This window comes from Empedobacter sp. UBA5528, assembly GCF_002426075.1.
GTDB lineage: Bacteria > Bacteroidota > Bacteroidia > Flavobacteriales > Weeksellaceae > Empedobacter > Empedobacter falsenii_B.
Genome location: NZ_DINY01000025.1, coordinates 1 through 24669 on the forward strand (window position 1 = coordinate 1; position 24669 = coordinate 24669).

22 protein-coding genes and 2 pseudogenes are annotated in these 24669 nt (G+C 32.3%); 18 read left to right on the forward strand and 6 right to left on the reverse strand.

Annotation, left to right across the window (positions count from 1 at the left end; translation table 11 throughout):
• The first annotated feature begins 29 nt into the window (after positions 1-29).
• From B4L98_RS05050 to B4L98_RS05070, 5 genes are all read left to right on the forward strand, one after another.
• Positions 30-515: a TlpA family protein disulfide reductase gene (locus B4L98_RS05050; RefSeq protein ID WP_280037360.1), complete on the forward strand. Its 486-nt coding sequence runs from the start codon at positions 30-32 to the stop codon at positions 513-515.
• A 162-nt stretch (positions 516-677) separates the two neighbouring features.
• A complete protein-coding gene (locus B4L98_RS05055) occupies positions 678-1640 on the forward strand; it encodes a zinc metalloprotease (protein ID WP_219035149.1) in 963 nt (320 codons plus the stop codon).
• A 97-nt stretch (positions 1641-1737) separates the two neighbouring features.
• The gene (locus B4L98_RS05060; RefSeq protein WP_291059561.1) at positions 1738-2025 is read left to right on the forward strand and encodes a hypothetical protein; all 288 of its coding nucleotides are present in this window, start codon (positions 1738-1740) and stop codon (positions 2023-2025) included.
• Positions 2009-2194 carry a hypothetical protein gene (locus B4L98_RS05065; protein ID WP_291059559.1) on the forward strand — a complete coding sequence of 62 codons (186 nt, stop codon included), beginning with the start codon at positions 2009-2011 and terminating at the stop codon, positions 2192-2194. The genes B4L98_RS05060 and B4L98_RS05065 overlap by 17 nt, the downstream gene beginning before the upstream one ends.
• A gap of 1 nt (position 2195) precedes the next feature.
• Entirely contained in the window at positions 2196-3095 is a 900-nt protein-coding gene (locus B4L98_RS05070; RefSeq protein WP_219035147.1) for an MBL fold metallo-hydrolase, read from the forward strand.
• Positions 3096-3155: 60 nt separating this feature from the next.
• Here the strand turns inward: B4L98_RS05070 and B4L98_RS05075 are convergent, their stop codons facing one another.
• Positions 3156-4097, reverse strand: coding sequence for an NAD(P)H-dependent flavin oxidoreductase (locus B4L98_RS05075; RefSeq protein WP_219035146.1), 942 nt, complete (start codon positions 4095-4097; stop codon positions 3156-3158).
• 170 nt (positions 4098-4267) lie between these two features.
• Here B4L98_RS05075 and B4L98_RS05080 point away from each other — a divergent pair, with 170 nt between their 5' ends.
• From B4L98_RS05080 to B4L98_RS05095, 4 genes and pseudogenes are all read left to right on the forward strand, one after another.
• On the forward strand, positions 4268-4489 hold the full coding sequence (locus B4L98_RS05080; protein WP_019976296.1) for a DUF2795 domain-containing protein: 222 nt from the start codon (positions 4268-4270) through the stop codon (positions 4487-4489).
• Positions 4490-4617: 128 nt separating this feature from the next.
• Positions 4618-7636: pseudogene (secA, locus tag B4L98_RS05085) on the forward strand (preprotein translocase subunit SecA); the annotation flags it as partial.
• Positions 7637-7798: 162 nt separating this feature from the next.
• Positions 7799-8125, forward strand: a complete 327-nt coding sequence (locus tag B4L98_RS05090) for a YqiA/YcfP family alpha/beta fold hydrolase (protein ID WP_291077672.1) — start codon at positions 7799-7801, stop codon at positions 8123-8125.
• Between the two features lies 1 nt (position 8126).
• On the forward strand, positions 8127-8279 hold the full coding sequence (locus B4L98_RS05095) for a hypothetical protein (RefSeq protein ID WP_291077673.1): 153 nt from the start codon (positions 8127-8129) through the stop codon (positions 8277-8279).
• A 46-nt stretch (positions 8280-8325) separates the two neighbouring features.
• On the opposite strand, the gene B4L98_RS05100 is transcribed toward B4L98_RS05095, so the two are convergent.
• Positions 8326-9684 (reverse strand): acyl-CoA dehydrogenase family protein, encoded by a 1359-nt coding sequence (locus tag B4L98_RS05100; protein ID WP_219035144.1) that lies wholly within the window; start codon positions 9682-9684, stop codon positions 8326-8328.
• Positions 9685-9750: 66 nt separating this feature from the next.
• A complete protein-coding gene (locus B4L98_RS05105) occupies positions 9751-10707 on the reverse strand; it encodes an NAD-dependent epimerase/dehydratase family protein (RefSeq protein WP_219035143.1) in 957 nt (318 codons plus the stop codon).
• 339 nt (positions 10708-11046) lie between these two features.
• Between B4L98_RS05105 and B4L98_RS05110 the strand changes: the two genes are divergently transcribed.
• The 9 genes and pseudogenes from B4L98_RS05110 (at position 11047) to B4L98_RS05150 (ending at position 21376) form a co-directional block, all read left to right on the forward strand.
• Entirely contained in the window at positions 11047-13068 is a 2022-nt protein-coding gene (locus B4L98_RS05110; RefSeq protein ID WP_286496203.1) for a M13 family metallopeptidase, read from the forward strand.
• 52 nt (positions 13069-13120) lie between these two features.
• Positions 13121-13405 carry a rhodanese-like domain-containing protein gene (locus tag B4L98_RS05115; protein WP_038333764.1) on the forward strand — a complete coding sequence of 95 codons (285 nt, stop codon included), beginning with the start codon at positions 13121-13123 and terminating at the stop codon, positions 13403-13405.
• 187 nt (positions 13406-13592) lie between these two features.
• Positions 13593-14159 carry an RNA polymerase sigma factor gene (locus tag B4L98_RS05120; protein WP_038333651.1) on the forward strand — a complete coding sequence of 189 codons (567 nt, stop codon included), beginning with the start codon at positions 13593-13595 and terminating at the stop codon, positions 14157-14159.
• Between the two features lies 1 nt (position 14160).
• A complete protein-coding gene (locus B4L98_RS05125) occupies positions 14161-14367 on the forward strand; it encodes a hypothetical protein (RefSeq protein ID WP_038333652.1) in 207 nt (68 codons plus the stop codon).
• A 15-nt stretch (positions 14368-14382) separates the two neighbouring features.
• On the forward strand, positions 14383-15201 hold the full coding sequence (locus tag B4L98_RS05130; protein ID WP_280050084.1) for a mechanosensitive ion channel family protein: 819 nt from the start codon (positions 14383-14385) through the stop codon (positions 15199-15201).
• Between the two features lie 311 nt (positions 15202-15512).
• Positions 15513-15782: a 30S ribosomal protein S15 gene (gene rpsO, locus B4L98_RS05135; RefSeq protein WP_038333654.1), complete on the forward strand. Its 270-nt coding sequence runs from the start codon at positions 15513-15515 to the stop codon at positions 15780-15782.
• Positions 15783-15922: 140 nt separating this feature from the next.
• Positions 15923-18134 (forward strand): annotated as a pseudogene (locus tag B4L98_RS05140) (polyribonucleotide nucleotidyltransferase).
• Positions 18135-18385: 251 nt separating this feature from the next.
• A complete protein-coding gene (locus B4L98_RS05145) occupies positions 18386-20548 on the forward strand; it encodes a S46 family peptidase (RefSeq protein WP_038333656.1) in 2163 nt (720 codons plus the stop codon).
• A gap of 96 nt (positions 20549-20644) precedes the next feature.
• Positions 20645-21376, forward strand: coding sequence for an MBL fold metallo-hydrolase (locus tag B4L98_RS05150; protein WP_038333657.1), 732 nt, complete (start codon positions 20645-20647; stop codon positions 21374-21376).
• A 242-nt stretch (positions 21377-21618) separates the two neighbouring features.
• Here the strand turns inward: B4L98_RS05150 and B4L98_RS05155 are convergent, their stop codons facing one another.
• The 3 genes from B4L98_RS05155 to B4L98_RS05165 are packed head-to-tail and all read right to left on the reverse strand — an operon-like array spanning position 21619 to position 24663.
• On the reverse strand, positions 21619-21846 hold the full coding sequence (locus tag B4L98_RS05155) for a DUF6814 family protein (protein ID WP_125350389.1): 228 nt from the start codon (positions 21844-21846) through the stop codon (positions 21619-21621).
• Positions 21847-21860: 14 nt separating this feature from the next.
• Complete coding sequence (locus B4L98_RS05160) at positions 21861-23393, reverse strand: MFS transporter (RefSeq protein ID WP_180906341.1); 1533 nt, start codon at positions 23391-23393, stop codon at positions 21861-21863.
• Between the two features lie 37 nt (positions 23394-23430).
• A complete protein-coding gene (locus tag B4L98_RS05165) occupies positions 23431-24663 on the reverse strand; it encodes a hypothetical protein (protein WP_114999950.1) in 1233 nt (410 codons plus the stop codon).
• Positions 24664-24669: the final 6 nt, after the last annotated feature.

The window sequence follows — 24669 nt, forward strand, 5'->3', positions numbered from 1 at the left end:
ATTTGAACAAATATTTTTAAAAAGTAAATATGAAACTATTTTCTTTCCTTGGTTTAATGGGAATTTTGGCTTTTTCTACTGTAAATGCACAATCTGTGGAAACTGTAAAATATGAAGCTTTACACGAAAAAATCACAACTTATAAAGATCAAGTTGTTGTCGTTAATTTTTGGGCAACATGGTGTGCTCCTTGCGTTGAAGAAATTCCTGCATTTATGGAAATTAATGAAAAATACAAAGACAATCCCAATTTCAAAATGCTGTTGGTATCTTTGGATCGACCAAAAGTATTGGATAAAGTAAAGAAATTTATAACAGATTATCACATCAATACAGAAGTTGTTTTACTGGATGACACCAAGCGGATGAATGAATGGATTCCTTCTTTCGATTCCAAGTGGGGTGGAAATATTCCTGTTACAATTATTTACAATAAAGGAGAAAAAGTTGTTTTTCATGATCAAGCCATGACCAAATATGAACTGGAGGATGAAATCAATGAAATTCTTCCATAAAATCAGATGTGATATTTTTTCAATTTAACTTCCATTCTTGCAAACTATTATGTACCTGTAATTGTTTCTATTGTTAAAATATGATTTTATTCATGTTTTTAATAAATATTATTGTATTTTTAGTAGACACTAATTAAATAACACTAATTAAATAACAATAATATGAACAAACTTATCTTTACATTAGCTACACTTGCTGTATTCACAGCTTGTAGTGATGACACTAAAAACGAAATGGATCCTCAAGCAGAATCTGCTAATCAAAAAGTTGCAAGTCGAACGTGCGCTTCTGATGAAGTTTTAAAATTACAGCTATCAGAAAATCCTAATCTGGCCTCAAAAATGGCAGATATTGAAGCCCATGCCCAAAACTTTGAAAAAATGCAAGGAAAACTAGTCAATGGAACTATTGTTATCCCTGTTGTTGTAAATGTTTTGTATAAAACGGCCGCTGAAAATATTTCTTTAGCTCAGATTCAATCTCAAATTGATGTTTTAAATAAAGATTTCAATGCACAGAATGCTGATTTTTCACAGGTACCCGCTTTGTTTTCAAATGTAAAAGCAAATGTTGGGATTAAATTTGAATTAGAAACGGTGAACAGAAAACAAACAACAAAAACTTCTTGGGGAACAAATGATGCCATGAAGAAAAGTACAGGAATTCTGCCAACTTCCCCTACAACAAAACTTAATTTATGGGTTTGTACAATCGGAAGTGGTATTCTGGGTTATGCACAATTTCCCGGGGGTAGTTCTGCAACAGACGGAGTGGTAATTGATTCAAGATATTTTGGAAATACAGGAACAGCAACTTACCCGTTCAATTTAGGGAGAACAGCTACTCATGAAGTTGGGCACTGGATGAATTTACGTCACATTTGGGGAGATGGTGGTGGATGTCTAACAGATTATGTGAACGATACGCCTTATCATAATGCACCAAACTATGGTGTCCCTGCATACCCTCATTATAGTACATGTTCAGGATCTCCTGTCGAAATGACCATGAATTATATGGATTATAGTGACGATAGAGGATTATATATGTTCTCTGAAGGACAAAAAAGTAGAATGTTATCTATTTTCAGTCCGGGAGGTGCACGCTATAGCTTCGCTCAATAACATCAGGATAATTAAATATAGTAGTAAAAAACTCTTGAATGAATAGTTCAGGAGTTTTTTATTTTTTGTAAGTTTATCTAAACTTAAAACTACAAAAATGAATAAAAAACATATCAGAAAAGATGTCATTCAGCATCTTATTCAACTTAAACAAGATGAAATAAACGCCTTAAAAGAATCGGAGCGAATTTATACTGAAAGTGCTGATTTAGATGAAGAATCGAGTTTAGAGCTTGATGATTTTGCACAACAAAGTCAGTCGACAGATTCCGCCAGAAATTTACAAATAAGAATTAATCAAGCAACAGAAGATTTAAATAACTTCAGAGTACTTCGCCCTGAGTTGATTGATGAAATAACGGAAGGAAATGTTGTTTTTGACTGACAAAGTTAATTTTGTCATTGGTTTATCTTTCAAAGATTTCGAATGGGAAAATAAAAAGTTTGTAGGAATTAGTACACAAGCACCTATTTTTGAAGCGTTGGTTGGAAAACGAGCCGGCGATAAAATAGAATTTAATGGAATAAAATATACCATAGAAGAAATATTATAGCATGCCAAAAATACATACAATAGACCTGAATTTTCAAAATGAAAAGGAAGCTATCGCAACTTATTTAATCGAAACAGAACAGGGACCGGTTTTAGTCGATCCGGGCCCATACTCCACTTTCGAAAATCTGAAAACAGGAATAGAAGCTTTAGGTTGGCGGGTAATCGATATTGAAAACATATTAATTACACATATTCATTTTGATCACGCTGGTGCTGCATGGAAATTTACAGAACATGGCGCAACAATTTTTTTAAATCCGATTGGTTTACCGCATCTGAAAAATCCTGAGAAATTGTGGGAATCTGCAAAAATGATTTATGGTGACGATATGGATCGTTTGTGGGGAGAAATGAAACCAATTGACGAAGAATATTTGGTTGGTTTGGCAGATGGACAAAGTGTGGAGTTTGGTGATGCTGTTTTTCAGACTGTTTATACGCCTGGACATGCTGTTCATCACAATGCTTATGTGTTGGACGATGTTATTTTTACAGGTGATGTAGCGGGGGTGAAGATAGAAAATGGACCTGTTTCGCCTCCTTGTCCGCCGCCAGATATTAATATTGAATTGTGGAAAGAATCGATTGCTAAATTGAGAAAAATTAATGCAAAAGGAATTTATCCGACGCATTATGGTTATCACGAAGATTTAGAAAATCATTTTGATCAATTAGAAAAAGCTTTAGATGATTGGTCAAATTATATCAAACCGATGTATGATGATAAAATTCCGACCGAAGAAATTGTCCCTGTTTTTGTCGATTATGTCACAAAAAACTATAAAGACTTAGGTTTAACAGAAGATCAAATTCAGGTGTATGAATATGCCAATCCATGCTGGATGTCTGTTAATGGACTAATGCGTTATTGGAAATTAAAAGAACAAGGAAGATTATAAAACGAAAAGCTGTCAAAAATTTTTGACAGCTTTTTTATAGTGTTTAAAACTGAACGATGATTATAATCGAATTAATTTATCTTTTGCAACTTGATAATCTACTAATAAATCGTCGAAAACTTCTGCAACTGTCGGAATAGAATCGATTAATGACGAAACTTGACCAATTTCTAATTCTCCATTTACCAAATCGCCTTCAAACATTCCTTTCTTAGAACGTCCTCTACCCAAAAGTTCTTTCAAATCTTCTGCGGTTGTGCCTTGTTGATATTTTTCTTGAACTTGATTATAAAACTCATTTTTAATCAATCGAACAGGAGCCAATTCTTTCAATGTAAGTTGCGTGTCACCTTCTTGCGCATTTACAATCACATCTTTGAAAGCTTGATTAGCAGAAGATTCCTGAGTTGCAGCAAAACGAGAACCAATTTGTACTCCATCTGCACCTAATGCAAATGCTGCTAAAATTTGAGAACCTGTTCCAATTCCTCCAGCAGCAATTAATGGAATATCGATTTGACGTTTCACATTCGGAATAAGACAAAGTGTAGTGGTTTCTTCTCTGCCATTATGTCCGCCAGCTTCAAAACCTTCTGCCACGACAGCATCCACTCCTGCATCTTGAGATTTTAATGCAAATTTGGCACTACTGACAACATGTGCAACAGTTATTCCTTCTTTTTTTAAAGTTTCTGTCCACGTTTTTGGATTTCCGGCAGAAGTAAAAACAACTTTTACACCTTCCTCCACAATAATTTGCATAATTTCTTCAATATTCGGATAAAGCATTGGAACATTAACGCCAAAAGAATGATTTGTAGCAGCTTTACACTTCTTTATATGCTCGCGTAAAACATCAGGATACATGCTTCCAGCACCTATTAAACCTAGTCCTCCAGCATTACTTACAGCTGACGCTAATCGCCAACCACTATTCCAAATCATACCACCTTGAATAATTGGATATTTTATTGCAAATAATTTTGTTATATTCGTGTCCATTTTCGTTATATTTAGGCATAAAATTAAATAAATATAGAGAACGAAAAAATTTAATTTTAACATAAATACTGACAGTTTGACTTTGGCAGATTATTTGATTTGCAAAAAATCAAATTTTAGAAAATAAATTAGAGTTTAATTGTCTCTACTAATAATAAAAAATATAAGCTATGTATTGGACTTTAGAATTAGCATCTTATTTAAGTGATGCACCTTGGCCAGCAACAAAAGATGAATTAATTGATTACGCAATTCGTACTGGTGCACCTTTGGAAGTTGTAGAAAACTTACAATCTATTGAGGATGAAGGAGATTCTTACGAAAGCATTGAAGAAATTTGGGCTGACTATCCAACGGACGACGATTTCCTTTGGAACGAGGACGAATATTAAAAATAAAAAAGCCCAAATTGGGGCTTTTTTCGATTCTATAATCTATAACTAACATAGTTAACGTATATTTGCATCTTAATTAGTCTCAAATATATTGTGGCTAATTTTGACGAAGAACGCAGAAAAATATGAATATTTTAAACAAAATTTTACAAGGTTTCTTAGGTGATAAGAATGCCAAAGATGTAAAAGAATTACGAAAATATGTTGACTTAGCGAATGAAGCTGGTCAAAAGCTTAGTTCATTATCAATTGATGAATTAAGAGGGCAAACTTTAGAGTTTAAAGCTAAATTAGCTGATGCGACTAAAGATTTCAAAACTCAAATTGAAGAGTTAAAAAAACAAGTTGAGGAAACAGAAGATTTTGGTGTAAAAGAAGATTTATACGCTAAAATTGATAAAATCAATAAAGAAGCATACGAAGTAGAAGAGAAGATTTTATTAGAAATCTTACCAGAAGCTTTTGCTGTAATGCGCGAAACAGGGAAACGTTTTACTGAAAACGAAACGTTAGAAGTTACAGCTTCTGAGTTTGATAAAGTTTTGGTAAATCGTGGACACGATTTCGTTTCTCTTAAAGATGATAATACTGCAATCTGGAAAAACTCTTGGGATGCAGCAGGTCGTCAAGTAACATGGGATATGTCTCATTACGATGTTCAGTTTATTGGAGGTACCGCTTTACACTTAGGTCGTATTGCGGAGATGCAAACAGGGGAAGGTAAAACGTTGGTTGCAACTTTACCTATTTACTTAAATGCACTAACTGGTCGTGGAGTTCACTTAGTAACGGTGAATGATTACTTGGCAAAACGTGATATGGCGTGGATGCGTCCAATTTTCTCTTTTCATGGTTTATCAGTAGATTGTATCGATAATCACCAACCAAACTCTCCAGGTCGTCGCGATGCGTATGCATCTGATATTGTTTATGGAACAAATAACGAATTTGGTTTCGACTATTTACGTGACAATATGGCAAATACACCAGATGCTTTGGTACAACGTGAATTAAATTTTGCGATTGTCGATGAGGTCGATTCAGTTTTAATTGATGATGCTCGTACACCATTGATTATTTCTGGTCCAGTTCCACAAGGAGATCGTCACGAATTTGATGTATTAAGACCAAAAATTGATCGTTTATATCAAATGCAACGTGAGATGTTAGGAAAAACATTAAACGAAGCAAAAACATTATTCAAACAAGGAGATTTAAAAGAAGGTGGTTTCAAATTATACCAAGTTTACCGTGGTTTACCAAAATACAAACCATTAATCAAATTCTTATCTCAAGATGGTATTCGTGCTCAATTACAAAAAACAGAAGCGCATTTTATTCAGGATAATAACCGTGAAATGCCAAAAGTTGACGAGCATTTATACTTTGTTATTGATGAAAAACAAAATCAATCAGATTTAACAGATAAAGGAATCGAGTATTTGTCTAAAGGAATGGAAGATGAGAATTTCTTCATTTTACCAGATGTTTCGACAAATATTGGAGCAATTGAAAATTCAGGAAAAACTAAAGAAGAAATTCTTCAAATGAAAGAAGAATTTTTCCGTGATTTCTCAATCAAATCTGAGCGTATCCATACTTTAAGCCAATTGTTAAAAGCATATACATTATTCGAAAAAGATATCGAGTATGTTGTGGTTGAAGGTGAAGTAAAAATCGTTGACGAATCGACAGGTCGTATTATGGATGGTCGTCGTTATTCGGATGGATTGCACCAAGCAATTGAAGCGAAAGAGAATGTAAAAATTGAAGCAGCTACACAAACGTTTGCGACAATTACATTACAAAACTATTTCCGTATGTACAATAAGTTAGGAGGTATGACTGGTACAGCGGAAACTGAGGCAGGTGAGTTCTGGGAAATTTACAAATTAGATGTTGTTTCTATTCCAACAAACCGCCCAATTTTACGTAACGATAAAAACGATATTGTTTTCAAAACAAATCGTGAAAAATATAAAGCAGTAATCGAGGAAATTGTTCGTTTATCTCAAGATGACAAACGTCCAGTTTTAGTTGGAACAACTAATGTTGAGATTTCTGAGTTATTATCAAAAGCATTAAAATTACGTGGAATTAATCACAATGTTTTAAATGCAAAATTACACAAAAGCGAGGCTGATATTGTAACAGAAGCTGGTAAACCAGGAGCTGTAACAATTGCAACGAATATGGCTGGTCGTGGTACCGATATTAAATTAACGAAAGAAGTAAAAGAATCTGGAGGTTTAGCAATTATTGGTACTGAACGTCACGATTCTCGTCGTGTAGACCGTCAGTTACGTGGTCGTGCTGGTCGTCAAGNNCGGTTCAGAAAGAATTGCAAAATTAATGGACCGTATGGGACACAAAGATGGTGATGTGATTGAACATTCTATGATTACAAAATCTATCGAGCGTGCACAGAAAAAAGTAGAAGAAAATAACTTCGGTATTCGTAAACGTTTGTTAGAGTATGATGATGTAATGAATAAACAACGTGAAGTAATTTACAAACGTCGTCACAATGCATTGTTCGGAGATCGTTTGGAAGTTGATATTGCAAATATGATTTATGATGTTGCGGCTTCTGTTGTAAAATCTAACAAAGATTTCGAAGATTTTGATCAATATGAATTAGATTTAATTAAATTCTTTACAATGGGAACTCCTGTTACTGAAGATGAATTTAGATCTAAATCAATCAAAGATTTAACAAATATTACGTACGACGCAGCAATTGAAGATTACAAAGCACGTATGAAATATGTTGCAGAAACAGCTTTCCCAGTAATTTCGAATGTTTTCGAGAATCAAGGACATATGTTCTCTCGTATTCAAGTACCATTTACAGACGGAATTCGTCAAATGACAGTTGTTTGTGATTTGAAAGAAGCATACGAATCTCAAGGTAAAACTTTAATAAAAGATTTCGAAAAATCAGTTGTATTAAGTTTGATTGATGATAACTGGAAAGAGCATTTACGTGATGTTGATGACTTACGTAAAACGTCTCAAAATGCGGTTTACGAACAAAAAGATCCATTGGTTGTTTACAAACAAGAGTCTTTCCATATCTTCCAAAGAATGTTAGACACAGTGAACAAAGAAATTATTTCGTTCTTGTTCAAAGGAGAATTACCAAATACTCAAAAAGAAGAATCTGTAGAGGAAACTGAATCAGTAAACTAAAAAGATTTTTTTATATAACTTTAACCCTTTCTGAAATTTTCTGAAAGGGTTTTTTAGTATTTTTACATTAACTACTGAAAGTTTTCAGTATCAAATTATTAAAATTTTAAACAAATGAAATTTGCATACTTACACGGCTACCAAGGTTTTGTAACAGATGAAAAGAGAGAATATTTAGATTCTTTGGGAGAATGTTATGCACCATCAATTGATTACGATAATGCTCCAACTTTGATTCAAGATTTGATTGAACATTTTACAAAGGAACCAATCGAATTTATTGCAGGGACAAGTTTAGGCGGAATGATAAGTTATTATTTGGGATTATTGTTAAATGTTCCAGTTTTGATGTTTAATCCTGCTGTAATNNTTTTTGCCAGAACAATTATTAAAAGGAGTTCCAACAAAATCAAATTTAATTTTTACAGGATTAAAAGATGATGTGATCGAACCAAAATTTCAGATTGAATTTGTAGAAAATCTTCAAAAACAAAACGGAAATATCGAACAGATTTTTGATGCTGAAATGACACATTTAATCACATTAGAAGAATTCGAAAAAGCTTTTGAAACTTTTTTGGAGAACAAAAAGTAGATAAAAAATCCCAATAAATTAATTTATTGGGATTTTTAAATTTTATTTATACAAACGCGCTAAATCCTGTGATAGATCGACCTACAATAAGCGAATTGATTTCTTTTGTGCCTTCGTAGCTGTAAATGGCTTCGGAGTCGGCAACAAAACGAGCGACGTCATGCTCTAATAATATTCCATTTCCGCCCATTACTTCTCGTGCTCGTGAAACGACATCGCGTGTTCTCATTGTACAAAAAACTTTAGCTAAAGATGCGTGTTCGTCTAGTAAAATTCCCTCGTCTTGCATTTCAGATAAGCGAAAAACTAAAGTTTGCATTGCTGTTAAATTAGATAACATTTCTACCAAATGTCCTTGTATCATTTGAAAAGAAGCAATTGGTTTTCCAAATTGTTTTCGATTTCGAGTGTAATCCAAAGCGCTTTCATATGCTCCACGAGCGCATCCAGTTGCCATCCAAGCAACTCCAGCTCTCGTCATTCGCAATACTTTTGCCGTGTCTTTAAATGAATTAGCATTTTGTAAACGATTTTCTTCTGTAATTAAACAATCTTTCAGAGTAATCAAGCCATTCTGAACAATTCGTAAAGCCATTTTTCCTTTAATTTTTTCTACAGAAAAGCCAGGATTATTATTCTCGACAATAAAACCTTTTACTTCACCATCATCTAAATCCCTTGCCCAAATAATCACTAAATCTGCAAAAGTCGCATTTCCAATCCATTTCTTTTGACCGTTTAAAATCCAACCTTCTTCTGTTTTTTTACACGTTGTTGTTAAACCTCCTGCCGCACCAGAACCAACTTCGGGTTCAGTTAATCCAAAAGCTCCAACTTTATCAAATTTTTGCATTTGTGGTAACCATTTTGCTTTTTGTTCTTCCGATCCACACATATAAATTGATCCCATAGACAAACCAGATTGTACGCCAAAAAAAGTTGCAATCGAAGCATCTACACGAGCCATTTCCATAGCCAAAACGCCTTCCATAATAAAAGGTAAATTTGGACAACCATAACCATCATAAGTGACGCCACAAATGTTGAGTTCTTTAAATTTTGGAATTAATTCAAAAGGAAATTGATCGCGAAGCCAATAATCATTAACAATTGGTTTAACTTCTTTTTCCATAAAAGCTCTTACTTTTAATTGTAATTCACGCTGTTCTGGAGTTAAAGTGTGAAAAACATCGTAGAAATCACCATCAATTGGAGGAAGTTCTTTGTGTTTTTTATTTGGATTTAACATTTTCATCATTCCTTGAAGTTGTTTATCATCAAGTTTAGAAAAGTTTTCCATTAAAAGAGGTAAATCTACTTTTTGAGAAATTTTATTTAATTGCTCTAAATTAACAGATTTTAGTAGATGGACGATATTTTTTAAATTAGAAAATGCTCCTGACATATTTTGTGGTTTTTTAACCAAAAATTATCAAAGAGCATTCCTAAAATATTGTATTGTAAGAAAAAATTAAGCTTTACCTAATTTTATTTTCAAATTGTCTAACATTGTAGTTGTCATTTTATCGATATCAAATTTTGGTTCAAATCCCCAATCTGCTTTTGCAACAGAATCATCGATAGAAGACGGCCAAGAATCTGCAATAGCTTGACGGAAATCTGGTGCATAATCGATTGTGAAATTTGGAATATGTTTTTTGATTTCTGCTGCTAAATGTTCTGGTGCGAAGCTTAAACCTCCTAAATTATAAGATTTAAATTCACCTAATTGTTTTGGATCAGCAGACATTAATTCAATAATGGCATTTATTGCATCATCCATATACAACATTGGTAAATAAGTTCCTTCTTTCAAGAAAGAAGTATATTTTCCATCTTCAATTGCTTTGTAATAAATATCAACTGCATAATCTGTAGTTCCACCTCCAGCAGGAGTTTTCCAAGAAATAAGACCAGGAAAGCGAACAGAACGAACGTCTACATTATGATTTTGTTGGTACCATTTGCACCAATATTCTCCTGACAATTTGGAAATGCCATAAACTGTAGAAGGAGTTTGAATTGTATTTTGTGGTGTATTGTCTTTTGGTGTATCTGGACCAAAAACACCAATAGAAGAAGGCCAAAAGATTTTATCGATTACTTTATCTTTCGCTAATTCAAGGAAAGTAAGCAAAGTGTCCATGTTTAATTTCCAACCAAACATTGGATTTTTTTCAGCTGTACCAGAAAGTAGAGCCGCTAAATGATAAACAGTTTTAATATTGTGTTTTGCAATGACTTCTTTTATTCGATCAGCATCCATTACGTCAATTACTTCGTAAATTCCGTCGTAATCAACATCTTTAGGATCACGTATATCAGAAATAATTACATTATTTTTTCCATGAATGGTTTTTAATTTCTCAGCCAATTCAGAACCAATTTGTCCTAAAGCGCCGGTGATCAAAATCGTATTGGTTTCCATCTTAAAAAGTTACTTTTGTTTGGTTCCAAATTTAAAGATTTTCTATTGAATATGGATATAGTAAAATAATATTTAGATATTAATAAAGAAATCGATTGTTTTTTGTTAAATATATAAATATGGAATGATATATATAGAAAAATTTTCTGTTTTAATAAGCTTTTTACAATATAAAATATCTTAAATGATAAAGAGTTTTGGTTTGAAAGTTTTAAAAATGTTAATCTTCCTCTTCAAAAGTGTCAAAAATTGCACGAATAATTAATACTTTATTTAGTAAATTTGTAACAAAGGTCGTATTAATTTCGACATATCATATCAAAAATACTTAGTAGAAATATGAAAAAACAACTATTTGTTGCTGCATTTGCATGTACTTCTGTTTTAGCAATTGCGCAAGAATCATATCAGGCTTTTAATCCAAATTATATGGATAAGTCTGTTCGTCCACAAGATGATTTATATAATTATGTAAATGGTAATTGGATGAAAATTACAGAAATTCCATCTGATAGAGCAAGATGGGGAAGTTTCGATGAATTGAGAGAGAATACAGATAAGGTTTCTTTGAAATTGGTAAAAGATTTATTGAATAATAAATATGCTCAAGATTCTAATGAACAAAAAATTTCTGACTTATACTCAGCTTACACAAACATGGAAGCTAGAAATAAAACAGGAATTGCTCCAATTCAGAAATATTTTAAGCAAATTGATGCAATCAAAAATTTGACAGATTTACAAGCGTATTTAACAGAAGTTACTCCAATTGGAGAGAATCCATTTTATGGTGTTTCTGTTTATACTGATATGAAAAATAGTACGCAAAATGCTGTTTATTTAGGAAGTGTTGGATTAACTTTAGGTAAAACATATTACCAAAAAGAGGATGCCAAAAATACTGAAACTTTAGCTAACTTAAATCAATATATCGATCAAGTTTTTCCTTTTACAGGATCTAAAACTCGTGATTTAAAAGGACCAAAAATTGTTGCTTTCGAGAAAATGATGGCAAAATATATCAAAACTGTTGAAGAAAGCCGTGATCCAAATAAATCTTATAATTTAGTAACATTATCGGAAGCAGGAGCTTTTTCTAAGAATGTTGATGTAGTGAAGTTTGTAAAGTCTTTCGGAATTAATCCTGACAAAGTAATCATCCGTGAATTAGATTATTACAAAAATTTAGATAAAATCATAAATCAAGAGAATTTACCAATCATCAAAGATTATTTGAAATTCAAATTGATTGATTCTTTTTCTAATTCTTCTACAACTGAATTAGAAAAAATTAATTTTGACTTCTATGGTAAAAAATTATCTGGTCAAAAAGAACAAAGAGCTTTAGATAAAAGAGGTTTGGCTTATGTAAATGGAACAGTTGGTGAGTTATTAGGACAAATTTATGTGAAAGATAATTTTCCACCAGAGGCAAAAGCAAAAGCGCAAGAATTGATTAGTTATTTATTTAAATCGTTTGATATGCACATCAATAATTTAGAGTGGATGTCAAAGGATACAAAAGTAAAAGCAATTGAAAAGTTAAATAAATTTACGGTTAAAATTGGTTACCCTGATAAATGGAAAGATTATTCAGGATTTAAAGTTAAATCAATTAAAAATGGAGGATCTTTAATTGAAAATAATTTAGCTTACAGTCAATGGAGATTCCAAGATAATTTGAAAGATTTTGGAAAACCAGTAGATAAAACACGTTGGGGAATGTCTCCACAAACAGTTAATGCTTATTTTAATCCAACAAATAACGAAATTGTATTCCCAGCAGCAATTTTACAAGCACCATTCTATGATTATAGAGCAGATGCAGCTGTAAACTTTGGAGGAATTGGAGCAGTTATTGGTCACGAAATTTCTCATGGATTTGATGATTCGGGAGCTAAATTTGACGGAGATGGAAATTTAGTGAACTGGTGGACACCTCAAGATGAAGAAAAATTTAAAGCAGCAACAGGTGCTTTAGCAAGACAATATGATGCTTACGAACCAGTAGCAGGAACACATGTAAATGGAATTTTTACATCTGGAGAAAATATTGGAGATTTAGGAGGAGCTTCTGTTGCTTTTGATGCTTTGCAAATGTATTTAAAAGATAAAGGAACTTACGGAAACATAGATGGATATACTCCGCAACAACGTTTCTTCTTATCTTGGGCAACTATTTGGAGAACAAAAGCGACTGACGAAGCTTTAGTAAATCAAGTGAAAACAGATCCACATTCTCCTGGATATTACCGTTCTTTTGGACCAATCGTTAATATTGATGCGTTCCACGATGCGTTTAAAACAAAACCAGGAGATAAATTGTACAAAGCACCAAAAGACCGTATTAGAATTTGGTAAGATGCTTGGCAAAATTATTGATTGGATAAAAAATAGAAATAGAATTATTAAAATGACAACAGTTGAAGCAATAAACAATGCTAATGTAACATTAGTGGATGTTCGTGAGCCTTTTGAATTGGATACAGATGGATTTGTTCCAAATGCAATCAATATTCCATTAGGAGAAGTTCCTACAAGAGTAGAGGAATTTAAAGCAATGTCAAGACCTATAGTAGTTTTTTGTAGAAGCGGTAACCGTTCAGGTCAAGCTGCACAATATTTGCAAGCGCAAGGTGTAGACGAAATTTTTAATGGAGGAGGTTTTCAAGATGTCTTAGATGTTTTGGAGAAATAATTCGTAATTAATTATTATTCATAAAAAACCGATAAATTTTTATTTGTCGGTTTTTTTTTGTATATTATTGTATTTTAAATAGATATTCGATTAAATTAAAATTATTTAATTTTTTTTGATAAAAAAAGCTAAAAAAATGAGTGACCAAATAAGAATAGGTGTGTCATATTAAATGTAAGCAGTTAAAATGTCAAAAGATTCTATAGAAAATATTGCAGATGACATTTTGGTGTATAAGATTGTCGAAACAAAAAATCAGCATTTGTTCGGTATATTGTATGATAGGTATGCACATACGGTATATAATAAATGTTTGAGTTTTGTAGAGGATCAAGCTGAGGCACAAGATATGACGCACGATATATTTGTAAAGTTGTTTGTAAAACTGAAAACATATCAATCAAAATCTAAATTCTCTACTTGGTTATATTCTTTTACATATAATTTTTGTGTCAATCATGTGCAACGAAAGATAAAAGAAGAAAGAAAAAATTATTCGGTAACGGATGATTTGGTTGATAACTATAATGATGAAATTATTGATGACAAAGAAATTTTTGAATTAAAAATCGAAAAACTAACGCAGTCCCTAAAGGAGTTGGATGTCGAAGAGAAATCTATATTACTCATGAAATATCAAGATGAATTTTCAATCAAAGAAATTTCAGAAACTTTAGAGATTGGAGAAAGTGCAACTAAGATGAGATTGAATAGAGCAAAAAATCGTTTACTAAAAATTTATAACGCTTTGTAAAATGGAAAATCCTTTTAAGACTATACTAGCCAATGAAAAGCTTCCAGAAACAATAAAACAAAAAGTTATGGATGATGTTGCTTTAATAAAATTATCGTTGGAGGTAGCCGATTTGGTTTCAGTAAAATATCCAAGCACAATTGGAAATTTCTTCGGAATCGGAAAAAAATCAACTAACAAACCGAACAAAAAAGATAAAGAAGGTTAACTATAAATAGATTATATGAATATAGGTTTAAATTTTAGCTTGTTAGAAAGTTTATATCAAGAAATGGTACTCGTTTTTCCTAAAGTTGTAGGAGGTATTATATTCATTATCCTGTCATATATCTTGCTAAGATTGATTCTAATATTGACTAAGTACATATTAAAATTATCTAAGATAGATAAATTAAAAAATGCTTTAAACAACAGTGAAGCGTTGAAAAACTCCTCTATTGAAATAGATCCTTCTAAGATTATTTTACAATTTGTACGATTGTTTATTATTTTGTTAATCATTATTATAGGATCTGATATTTTTGGATTAACAGTCGTTTCTAACCAAATAGGAAGAATTGTAGATTATCTGCCACAATTTTTTAGTGCAGTGTTAATATTTGCTGGAGGATTTTATTTGGCTAACTATATCAAAACTTTTTTAAGAAGTTTAATTAAATCAATTGATTTAAACGGAGCAAATATTATTAGTAATATCATTTTTTATATCATCCTTATTTTTACGATAATTACTTCATTAAATCAAGCAGGTGTTAATACAGAGCTAATTACAAATAATCTGTCATTAATTTTAGGATCAATATTTTTGACATTGGCAATTGCATTTGGATTAGGTTCTAAAGATATTATTTATAGATTATTATTGTCGTTTTACACAAATAGGAATTTTGAAATTGGACAAAAAGTAATCATAGAAGATGAGACAAAAGGCGTGATAATTGCAATTAATAATATATGTATGACAATACAAACAGAAAATGAAAAAATTGTGTATCCGATAAAAGTTATCACGAATAAAAAAATACGAATTATAGAAGATTAATCTTACCTACCCAAACCTATTTTTAATAATTATTAACCAACCTATTAATTACTTATTAAAAAACTAAGCCGACTTTTAACCTACCAACCAAAAATCGTGAAAGCAAGTCTTTTACAACTAACAAACCTATCTGATTTAGTAGAAATTAAAACATCACTTTCTATTATCTATCTAAATCAAACTAAACCAAATTTTTAAAAAGTGACCGAATTAACCAATCGGTCACTTTTATTTTTGTACAAAGTTTATTATTTCATATAATAGTTGTACATTTGCACCTCATTACATAATAATTATTAAATAATATTGGCATGTACTTAACATCAGAAGTAAAAAGCGAATTATTCGCAAAGCATGGTAAATCTGCAACAGATACAGGATCTGCAGAAGGGCAAATCGCATTATTCACTTACAGAATTAACCACTTAACTGGTCACTTGAAAAAAAATCACAAAGATTTTAATACAGAAAGATCATTAGTTATGTTAGTTGGTAAGCGTAAAGCGTTATTAAACTACTTAAAGAAAAAAGATATCACAAGATACCGTGCGATTATCGCTGAATTAGGATTACGTAAGTAATTTTAAACACAATATAAAAGGGCAATTACGTAGAAATTGCCTTTTTTTTTGTTATAAATTAAAATAAGATATTTATCTTTATATAATGCAGTTAAAGCAAACGGCTTTAACTTTAGACGAATTAAATACTAAGAAGACGAATGATTCCACAGGCGATCACAGAAAAAATTACTCTTTCAGACGGAAGAGAAATTACAATCGAAACAGGGAAATTAGCAAAACAAGCTGACGGATCTGTGGTTGTACGCATGGGCGACACCATGTTATTAGCTACAGTTGTAGCAAACAAAGAAGCAAATCCAGGTGTAGATTTTTTACCTTTAACAGTAGATTATAGAGAAAAATTTTACGCTGCAGGACGCATCCCAGGGAATTTCTTCAGAAGAGAAGCAAAACCATCAGATGATGAAGTATTAACAATGCGTCTTGTAGACCGTGTTTTACGCCCAATGTTTCCAGAAGACTTTCATGCTGAGGTTCAGGTCATGATCTCACTTATTTCTTACGACAAAAATGTAATGCCAGAAGCTTTAGCTGGTTTAGCTGCATCAGCAGCCATTGCAATTACAGATATTCCTTTCACATTAATTTCAGAAGCTCGCGTTATTCGTTTGAATGGTGAGTTAATGATTAATCCTTCAAAAGAACAATTAGACCAAGCAGATATCGACATTATGGTTGGTGCTTCTAAAGATTCTGTTGTAATGGTAGAAGGGGAGATGAGCGAAATTTCTGAACGTGAAATGTTAGACGCAATTGAATTTGCTCATGCTGAGATTAAAAAACAAATTGAAGNNAGAAATTAAAAAACAAATTGAAGCACAAGAAAGTTTAGCAGCGAAAGTAGGTAAATCTTTACCAAAACGTGAATATAGCCACGAAACACACGACGAAGAAATTCGCGAAAAAGTATGGGCTTATGGATATGATAAATTTTATGATATCGCTAAACACCCATCTGATAAACACGAAAGAGGTGATAAATTTGCTCAAGTTGAAGCAGATTTCTTAGCTCAATACGAAGGAGATGAAGAAGAGTTAGCTCGTGTAACTCCTTTTGCTCACATTTACTTCCACGATGTACAAAAAGAAGCTGTACGTCAATTAATCTTAAACGAAGGAATTCGTTTAGATGGACGTGATCCAAAAACGATTCGTCCAATTTGGACAGAAGTTGATTATTTACCATCAACTCATGGTTCTGCAATCTTCACACGTGGGGAAACTCAAGCATTAGCTACAGTAACTTTAGGTTCTTCTAAAGATGCTAATATGGTTGATGGAGTTGTAACAAACTTCGACGAAAAATTCTTTTTACACTATAATTTCCCTCCATTCTCAACAGGTGAAGCTCGTCCATTAAGAGGAACTTCTCGTCGTGAAGTTGGTCACGGAAACTTAGCACAACGTGCTTTAGCGCAAATGTTACCTGACGATTGTCCTTATACAGTTCGTATTGTTTCTGAAGTATTAGAATCTAACGGTTCTTCTTCTATGGCAACAGTTTGTGCAGGAACATTAGCAATTATGGACTCTGGTTTACAAATGAAGAAACCAGTTTCAGGTATTGCAATGGGGTTAATCACAGATACTAAATCAGGGAAATTTACAGTATTGTCTGATATCTTAGGAGATGAAGATCACTTAGGAGATATGGACTTTAAAGTAACAGGAACTGCAGACGGTATCACAGCTTGTCAAATGGATATTAAAGTACAAGGTTTATCTATGGAAATCATGGAAACAGCTTTGTTACAAGCAAAAGAAGGTCGTGAGCACATTTTAGGTAAATTATTAGAAACTTTACCAGCACCTCGTCCACAATTGAAACCAAATGCACCAAAAGTTGTTGTAATTGAAATTCCTAAAGAATTCATTGGAGCAGTAATCGGACCTGGAGGAAAAGTAATTCAAGAAATGCAAAAAGAAACTGAAACAGTTATTGCAATTACTGAGTTAGATACAACAGGACGTGTAGAAATCAATGGTGTGATTCAAGAAAACATCGATCGTGTTGTAGAAAGAATCAAACAAATTGCTTTCGTTCCAGAAGTTGGTGAAACATATCATTCAGTTGTAAAATCTATCAAACCATTTGGAGCGTTTGTAGAGATTGCAAAAGGAGTTGAAGGTTTAGTTCACATTTCTGAATTAGAGCACAGACGTCTTGAAAAAGTTGAAGATTCTGTAAACATCGGTGATAAAATTGATGTTAAATTCTTAGGTTACGATGATAAAAAGAAAATGAAATTATCTCGTAAAGCTTTGTTGCCAAAACCAGAGAGAACAGAAAAACCTGCTAAATCAGCAGAGAAAAAAGAGGATAAACCTCAAGATAATAAAGAAGCTTAATTAAGTTTTGATATAAAGTAAAAAGTCCGAGATTTTCTCGGATTTTTTTGTTCTATAAAACCAATCATAACCTAAAGTAGATTAATGATTTTAATTTTTACTTTCACGATTCAAATTTTGTGTTAATTAAATAAAAATAATCTTTTTTTAACAATAAAACCTCAGTAAAACTTTATTAAATACTTAAAGATTAGGAGAACTTCAGATAATCAATTATTTTAGCAAATCGTAAAATTGAAGACAAACAACTAATGAAAAAATTTTTATTATCCACGCTTTTAGTGGTTATGCTTTTTCCTTTTAAAGTGAAAGCTGACGAAGGAATGTGGTTTTTGATGTTCATCGAACGTCTGAATCACCGTGATATGCAAAAACAAGGTTTACAATTAACTTCAGAAGAAATTTATAGTATCAACAATAACTCTTTAAAAGATGCTATCGTACAATTTGGTGGTGGATGTACTGCTGAAATGGTTTCTGGTCAAGGTTTAGTTTTGACAAATCACCACTGTGGTTATGGTGCTATTGCTGAATTATCTGCTCCAGAACATGATTACTTAAAAGATGGTTTTTGGGCGAAAGATAAAGCTGCTGAGTTAAAACCAAAAAGCTTAAAAGTACGTTTCTTCGTTCGTATGGATGATGTTTCTAAACGTATTTTAGGTGTTGTAAATGATAAAATGTCTGAGTTAGATCGTGAAAAAGCGATTAACCAAGAGATTGCAAAAATTGAAAAAGAGAACAGTGAAAACGGAAAATATGTTGTTTCTGTTCGTTCATTCTTCCAAGGAAATGAATATTACTATTTTGTTTACCAAGACTATGAGGATGTACGTTTAGTAGGAACACCTCCAAGTTCTATTGGAAAATATGGTGGAGATACAGATAACTGGGAATGGCCACGTCACACAGGAGATTTCTCTATGTTCCGCGTATATGGTGACAAAGATGGAAATCCTGCAGCTTATTCTACAAGCAATGTTCCGTTGCAACCAAAACATCATTTACCAGTTTCTTTAAAAGGATATCAACCAAATGATTTCGCTATGATTTTAGGTTATCCAGGTCGTACAAATCGTTGGATGCCAGCGCAAGGTGTTGCTCAAAATGTAGAGTACGCTTATCCTGCATGGGTTGAAGCTTCTAAAGTGACAATGGATCAAATGAAAAAATATATGGAGCAAAATCAAAAAGTAAATATTGATTATGCTTCTAAATATGCTGGAGTTGCGAACTATTGGAAAAATCGTGATGGAATGATCGAAGCTTTAAAACTTCACGGAACTGTTGCGAAGAAAACAAAAGAAGAAGAAAAATTCAATAAATGGGCTCAAAAAGGAGCAAACAAAGCCGAATATGGTGATGTTGTTTCGAATTTGAATAATTATTATGCGAAAACAAATTTAGATGCTCGTCATAACAATTACATCAACATTTTATTGCGTTACTCAACTTTAGCAAGTGCGCCATATTCTATTGGAAAAGCATTAGAAAACTATGCAGCAGCGAATGATGCAAAACGTGATGAAATGCGTCCGAAAATTCAGAATGCAATCAATGCATATTACGAAAAAATGTATTTACCTTTAGAAAAAGATTTATTGGCTGCTCAATTAAATCTTTATGCTTCTAAAGCGAGCGAAGCTGGTTTAGCGCCTTATGTTGCTGATTTAGCGAAGCAAAATAACAAGAATTTTACAGCTTATGTAAATGATGCTGTTGAAAGAAGTTTCTTCGCTGATCAAAAACAAGTTGAGAATTTCTTAATTTCTCCAGATGTAGAAGTCTTGAAAAAAGATCCTTTATATGTTTTGTCAAATGCTTTAGTAGAAAGAGCTTCTAAGCAAACTGATGAACAAGCAAAATTGAATGATGTTTATTCTAAAAACTTCCGTTTATTGGTAAAAGGTTTACGTGAGTCTAAAATCGGAAATATTTTATATCCAGATGCTAACTCTACGTTACGTTTAACTTACGGTTCTATTCAAAATTTACCAAAAAGTACAAATCCAAAACGTCAACCAGATGTTGCTTCTAACTATTTCACAACATTAGAAGGTACAGTTGCAAAACACATCGCAGGTGACGAAGAGTTCGAAAATCCACAACGTTTATTAGATTTAGCGAAAGCGAAAGATTATGGACAATATGGAGATAAAGATGGATATTTACACGTAAATTTCTTATCAAACAATGATATTACAGGAGGTAACTCTGGTTCTCCGGTAATGAATGGTAAAGGTGAATTAATCGGTATTGCATTCGACGGAAACATTGAAGCAATGGCTGGTGACGTTATCTTTGATCCTAAATTACAACGTACGATTTCTGTAGATATTCGTTATGTTTTATGGGTTGTTGATAAATTTGCTGGAGCAAAACACATCGTTGATGAAATGACAATTGTAAAATAAGATTTGAATCATAATAATTTTTAAGGCTTCCTATTTTGGAAGCCTTTTTTTGTAGAGAGAATCTAAACGAATTACCTTTGTAAAAAATAAAAGTAAATGAAAGTTATTCCTCTTTTAGAAGGTGTTTTTCATGTTGATGCAAAAAAAGAGTTTCATTATTTAGGTGATAATATTGATGTTAAAAATCCCGCTGACGGATATAATCTTATTGTTCGTCCATTTTTGATACAAATTGGAGATGAAAATATTTTGATTGATTGTGGTTTCGGAACTGAAGTAGATTGTGAACCTATCATTCTAAAAAAATTACGCGAATATAATATTAATCCAAATCAAATTACGAAAGTATTGATTTCGCATTTACATAAAGATCATATCAACGGAATTGGAAATTGGGTAGGGGATCAGTTTGTATGTAACTTTCCTGAAGCAAAAATTTATATTCAACAACGCGAGTATGATTATGCGGTTGTTCAAACAAATAATTCTTATAACTATGATCGTTTAGAAAAGTTGAAATCATTCAAAAATATTGTATGGATGAATGATGATAGTGGAAATATAACGGATAATATCAAATTCGAAGTAACAGGAGGACACGTTCCGTTTCAACAAGTTTTTTGGATCAAAGAAAATGATGAAATTGTATTTTATGGAGCTGACAATCTACCTCAATTAAATTATTTTAAATATCATGCTGCTTTCAAGAATGATGTAGATGGTGTAAAAGCGATGGAAGATCGTTTGCGGTGGGAAGTTGATGCGAAAACAGAACACTGGAAAATACTTTTCTATCACGGAAAAAGAACAGATATAAAACAATTTTAGAAATTATATTATAAATGAAAAGCTTTGTATTTGCAAGGTTTTTTGTATTTGAATTATATTTCAGTTTAACTTCGAGTACCTTTGTTGATTTTAAAATTAATTGACATAAACTATGCTAAAACTCTTAAAAAGATATTAACGTTTTATGATTTGTTTTTTATGGATTTAATAAAAACGTTTATTGAAAATACATTTTATATAAAAAATCCCCAACATGTGTTGAGGATTTCGTGTGTAGTTTTTTACATTTTTTCTTCGCTATATTCGCCGAGTAAAGCATAATATCCAAAAAGTGCCATTCCAATAACTATAATTGGTGTAAGGACAAATAGAATAATAATTCCGAATACTAAATCATCTTGCGAACCTGATGATAATTTTGGAATTCCAAATTCCATGATACAAAAGTAGGCTAAAACAAGTGATAATGCGATCCAAACGATTCCTAATATTTTTTTAATTGTTTCCATTTCTAATTAGTTTTTTAGTTAACATTTCTGTCTTTATTACTGATATAAATTGCTCCGATGATAAAACAAACAGCCGCAATTCCAATAGGATACCAAAGACCCTCTAAGTAAAACTGTGGATCTCCGTTGTTTTTGGCATTTGTTACCAAATAAGTAGAAACAGCAGGTAAAAGACCTCCAAAAATTCCGTTTCCTACGTGGTAAGGCAAAGACATCGATGTATATCTAATTTTAACAGGGAACATTTCTACTAAGAACGCAGCAATTGGACCATAAACCATTGTGATAAAAATAATTTGAATCCAAATTAATCCAACTAATTTCCATTTATCACCACTATTAATATGTGTCGATTTTTTTACAATTTCACTTACTTTTCCATCTACAATTTTTGCTTGACCATTTTCTAAATGAAGCGTTGTAACTTGTTTATAAGTCGTGCCATCTGTAAATGATTTTTGAATTGTATAAATAGAATCAGATTTTTCGTCAACATTTTTGATTTCAGCTTTTTCAATTGTTTGTGCTGCAATTACTTCTTTATTTTCAAGATTTGTTGTTTGATACATTGATTCGTAAATTGGTCGATACGAGAATACAGCGACAATCATTCCGATTAACATCACCCATTTTCGACCAACTTTATCACTCAGCCATCCAAAGAACACAAAGAAAGGTGTACCAAATAATAAAGCAATTCCTAACAAAGAATCTACTTGATCAGATTCTACATTCATCACCGTTTTCATGTAACTCATCGAGTAAAACTGACCTGTATACCACACAACTCCTTGTCCCATCACAGCTCCAAAAAGTGCTAATAAAACGAATTTCATATTGTAACGATTCCCGAAAGATTCTTTCAAAGGATTTTTAGAAGTTGTTCCTTCATCTTTTGCTTTTTTGAAAGCTGGCGATTCGTCCATATTTTTACGAATCAAATATGAAACGTAAACCATTAAGATTGATAAGATAAATGGAACTCGCCATCCCCAAAGGTCAAACTGCTCTTCTGATAATAATGTTTTCGTTAATAAAATAACCAATAACGAAACAAATAAACCAACTGTTGCAGTGGTTTGTATCCAAGAAGTCCAATATCCTCTTTCTCCGTCTGGTGCGTGTTCTGCTACGTATGTTGCAGCACCTCCATATTCGCCTCCAAGTGCTAAACCTTGTAATAAACGTAAGATTAATACTAATAAAGGTGCGATAAAACCAATTGATTCGTAAGATGGAATACATCCTATTAAAAAAGTTGCTCCTCCCATTAATACTAAAGTTGCCATAAATGTATATTTACGACCAATAATATCTCCTAATCGACCAAAGAATAACGCGCCAAATGGACGTACAACAAATCCAGCAGCAAATGTTGCTAATGTTGATAAAAAGGCAGCTGTAGGATTGTCAGCAGGGAAAAATTTAGTAGAAATTACAACAGCTAAACTTCCAAAAATAAAGAAGTCATACCATTCAATTAGCGTTCCCATCGAGGAAGCACCAATCACTTTCCAGATTGTTTTTTTGTTAGCAGTTTCGCTCATAAATAATGTGTTTTTGTGTTAATTCTTGTGTGTTTTTTTATAATAATATCATTGCTTGTATTGTTATCATGTCGTCCATGTGTTTTGGTTGATCGAAAGATTTTTGATATTCTACAGAAATTTTAGCATTCTGACCATCAATGTACCAGTTTCCACCTAATTTTAATTCGTTTGCAGGCTTTACTAGACCTTTGAAATCTCTGTAAGAATATCCTACATACGGCTGAATTCTATTACGGAATTTTCCTTCTCCTTCTTTGATGTTTTTAGGCAATAAATACCCGACATGTCCAGAAAACTGATTTCCATCTCCTACAACATTTCCTTGTACATAATTTTCGCCCATGTCCGAATTTTGATATTTCGCATAAGCTGTTATCGAAGAAGATTTTCCGATTGGCGCATCATAAAAAGCATCAACAGCAAGATGAGTTACATTTTCTCCAATCAAATTATCATTTTCTTTTTTGACAATTGCATTACTTTGATTGAAAAATCCTGCTCCGATGTTAAATACTTTTTTAGTTCCTAAATAGGTTCCAACGCGATAAGGTAAAGCATTTGATTCTTGATCTAAAAATTGATAATCAAAATATCCTGAAACCGCATATTTTCCTTCTCCAAGTATCGCTTTTCCTAAATACTTTTCTTGTCCGTTTTCTAAAACTGTCGAAGAGTTTCCATCTAAAGTATTAGTAATAGCATCACTTAATGCTAAACGATAATTCAGTTTTCCAATTCGCCCTTTTGCAAACATTCCCAAATGATTTGAAAATTGATCAGACAAACCAAGTGTTGACCAGTCAGCTCTGTTATTATCTAAGGTCAACATATTGATAGAACCTTGACCATTTCCACGAGAAATTCCACCAAAATTGTGAACTCCAGCACCAATTGCTAAATTGTTTGTTACCTTATATTGTAAAAACATTTCATGCAAGAAAAACGATACATCTGTACTTTTTCCCATCGGAGAAAGATTATTATCATAGATTCCATTTGCACCAAAATGTGTTAAAATCATAAATCGATCATTGATTTGTGAATAAGCAAGAACGCGCGCTCGTTTGATAGAAAATCCATCATTGGCGTGTTTTCCTTCGTAATCCTGAAACCAAGTTTGTCCCCAAAGAATAAATCGGACATATTTACTTCCTTCTGGATTTAATTTAACGACCAAACCGCCGTCATATTCAGAAGCATATTGAGCCTTCAATTCCGTGGCTCCAAAAATGGATAGTAGAGCAATTGCGACAAAAATTTTTTTCATTTTTTA

Coding starts and splice junctions, on each gene's coding strand:
- B4L98_RS05050 (WP_280037360.1), top strand. CDS start 30: ATGAAACTATTTTCTTTCCTTGGTTTAATGGGAATTTTGGCTTTTTCT.
- B4L98_RS05055 (WP_219035149.1), top strand. CDS start 678: ATGAACAAACTTATCTTTACATTAGCTACACTTGCTGTATTCACAGCT.
- B4L98_RS05060 (WP_291059561.1), top strand. CDS start 1,738: ATGAATAAAAAACATATCAGAAAAGATGTCATTCAGCATCTTATTCAA.
- B4L98_RS05065 (WP_291059559.1), top strand. CDS start 2,009: ATGTTGTTTTTGACTGACAAAGTTAATTTTGTCATTGGTTTATCTTTC.
- B4L98_RS05070 (WP_219035147.1), top strand. CDS start 2,196: ATGCCAAAAATACATACAATAGACCTGAATTTTCAAAATGAAAAGGAA.
- B4L98_RS05075 (WP_219035146.1), bottom strand. CDS start 4,097: ATGGACACGAATATAACAAAATTATTTGCAATAAAATATCCAATTATT.
- B4L98_RS05080 (WP_019976296.1), top strand. CDS start 4,268: ATGTATTGGACTTTAGAATTAGCATCTTATTTAAGTGATGCACCTTGG.
- B4L98_RS05100 (WP_219035144.1), bottom strand. CDS start 9,684: ATGTCAGGAGCATTTTCTAATTTAAAAAATATCGTCCATCTACTAAAA.
- B4L98_RS05105 (WP_219035143.1), bottom strand. CDS start 10,707: ATGGAAACCAATACGATTTTGATCACCGGCGCTTTAGGACAAATTGGT.
- B4L98_RS05110 (WP_286496203.1), top strand. CDS start 11,047: ATGAAAAAACAACTATTTGTTGCTGCATTTGCATGTACTTCTGTTTTA.
- B4L98_RS05115 (WP_038333764.1), top strand. CDS start 13,121: ATGACAACAGTTGAAGCAATAAACAATGCTAATGTAACATTAGTGGAT.
- B4L98_RS05120 (WP_038333651.1), top strand. CDS start 13,593: ATGTCAAAAGATTCTATAGAAAATATTGCAGATGACATTTTGGTGTAT.
- B4L98_RS05125 (WP_038333652.1), top strand. CDS start 14,161: ATGGAAAATCCTTTTAAGACTATACTAGCCAATGAAAAGCTTCCAGAA.
- B4L98_RS05130 (WP_280050084.1), top strand. CDS start 14,383: ATGAATATAGGTTTAAATTTTAGCTTGTTAGAAAGTTTATATCAAGAA.
- rpsO (WP_038333654.1), top strand. CDS start 15,513: ATGTACTTAACATCAGAAGTAAAAAGCGAATTATTCGCAAAGCATGGT.
- B4L98_RS05145 (WP_038333656.1), top strand. CDS start 18,386: ATGAAAAAATTTTTATTATCCACGCTTTTAGTGGTTATGCTTTTTCCT.
- B4L98_RS05150 (WP_038333657.1), top strand. CDS start 20,645: ATGAAAGTTATTCCTCTTTTAGAAGGTGTTTTTCATGTTGATGCAAAA.
- B4L98_RS05155 (WP_125350389.1), bottom strand. CDS start 21,846: ATGGAAACAATTAAAAAAATATTAGGAATCGTTTGGATCGCATTATCA.
- B4L98_RS05160 (WP_180906341.1), bottom strand. CDS start 23,393: ATGAGCGAAACTGCTAACAAAAAAACAATCTGGAAAGTGATTGGTGCT.
- B4L98_RS05165 (WP_114999950.1), bottom strand. CDS start 24,663: ATGAAAAAAATTTTTGTCGCAATTGCTCTACTATCCATTTTTGGAGCC.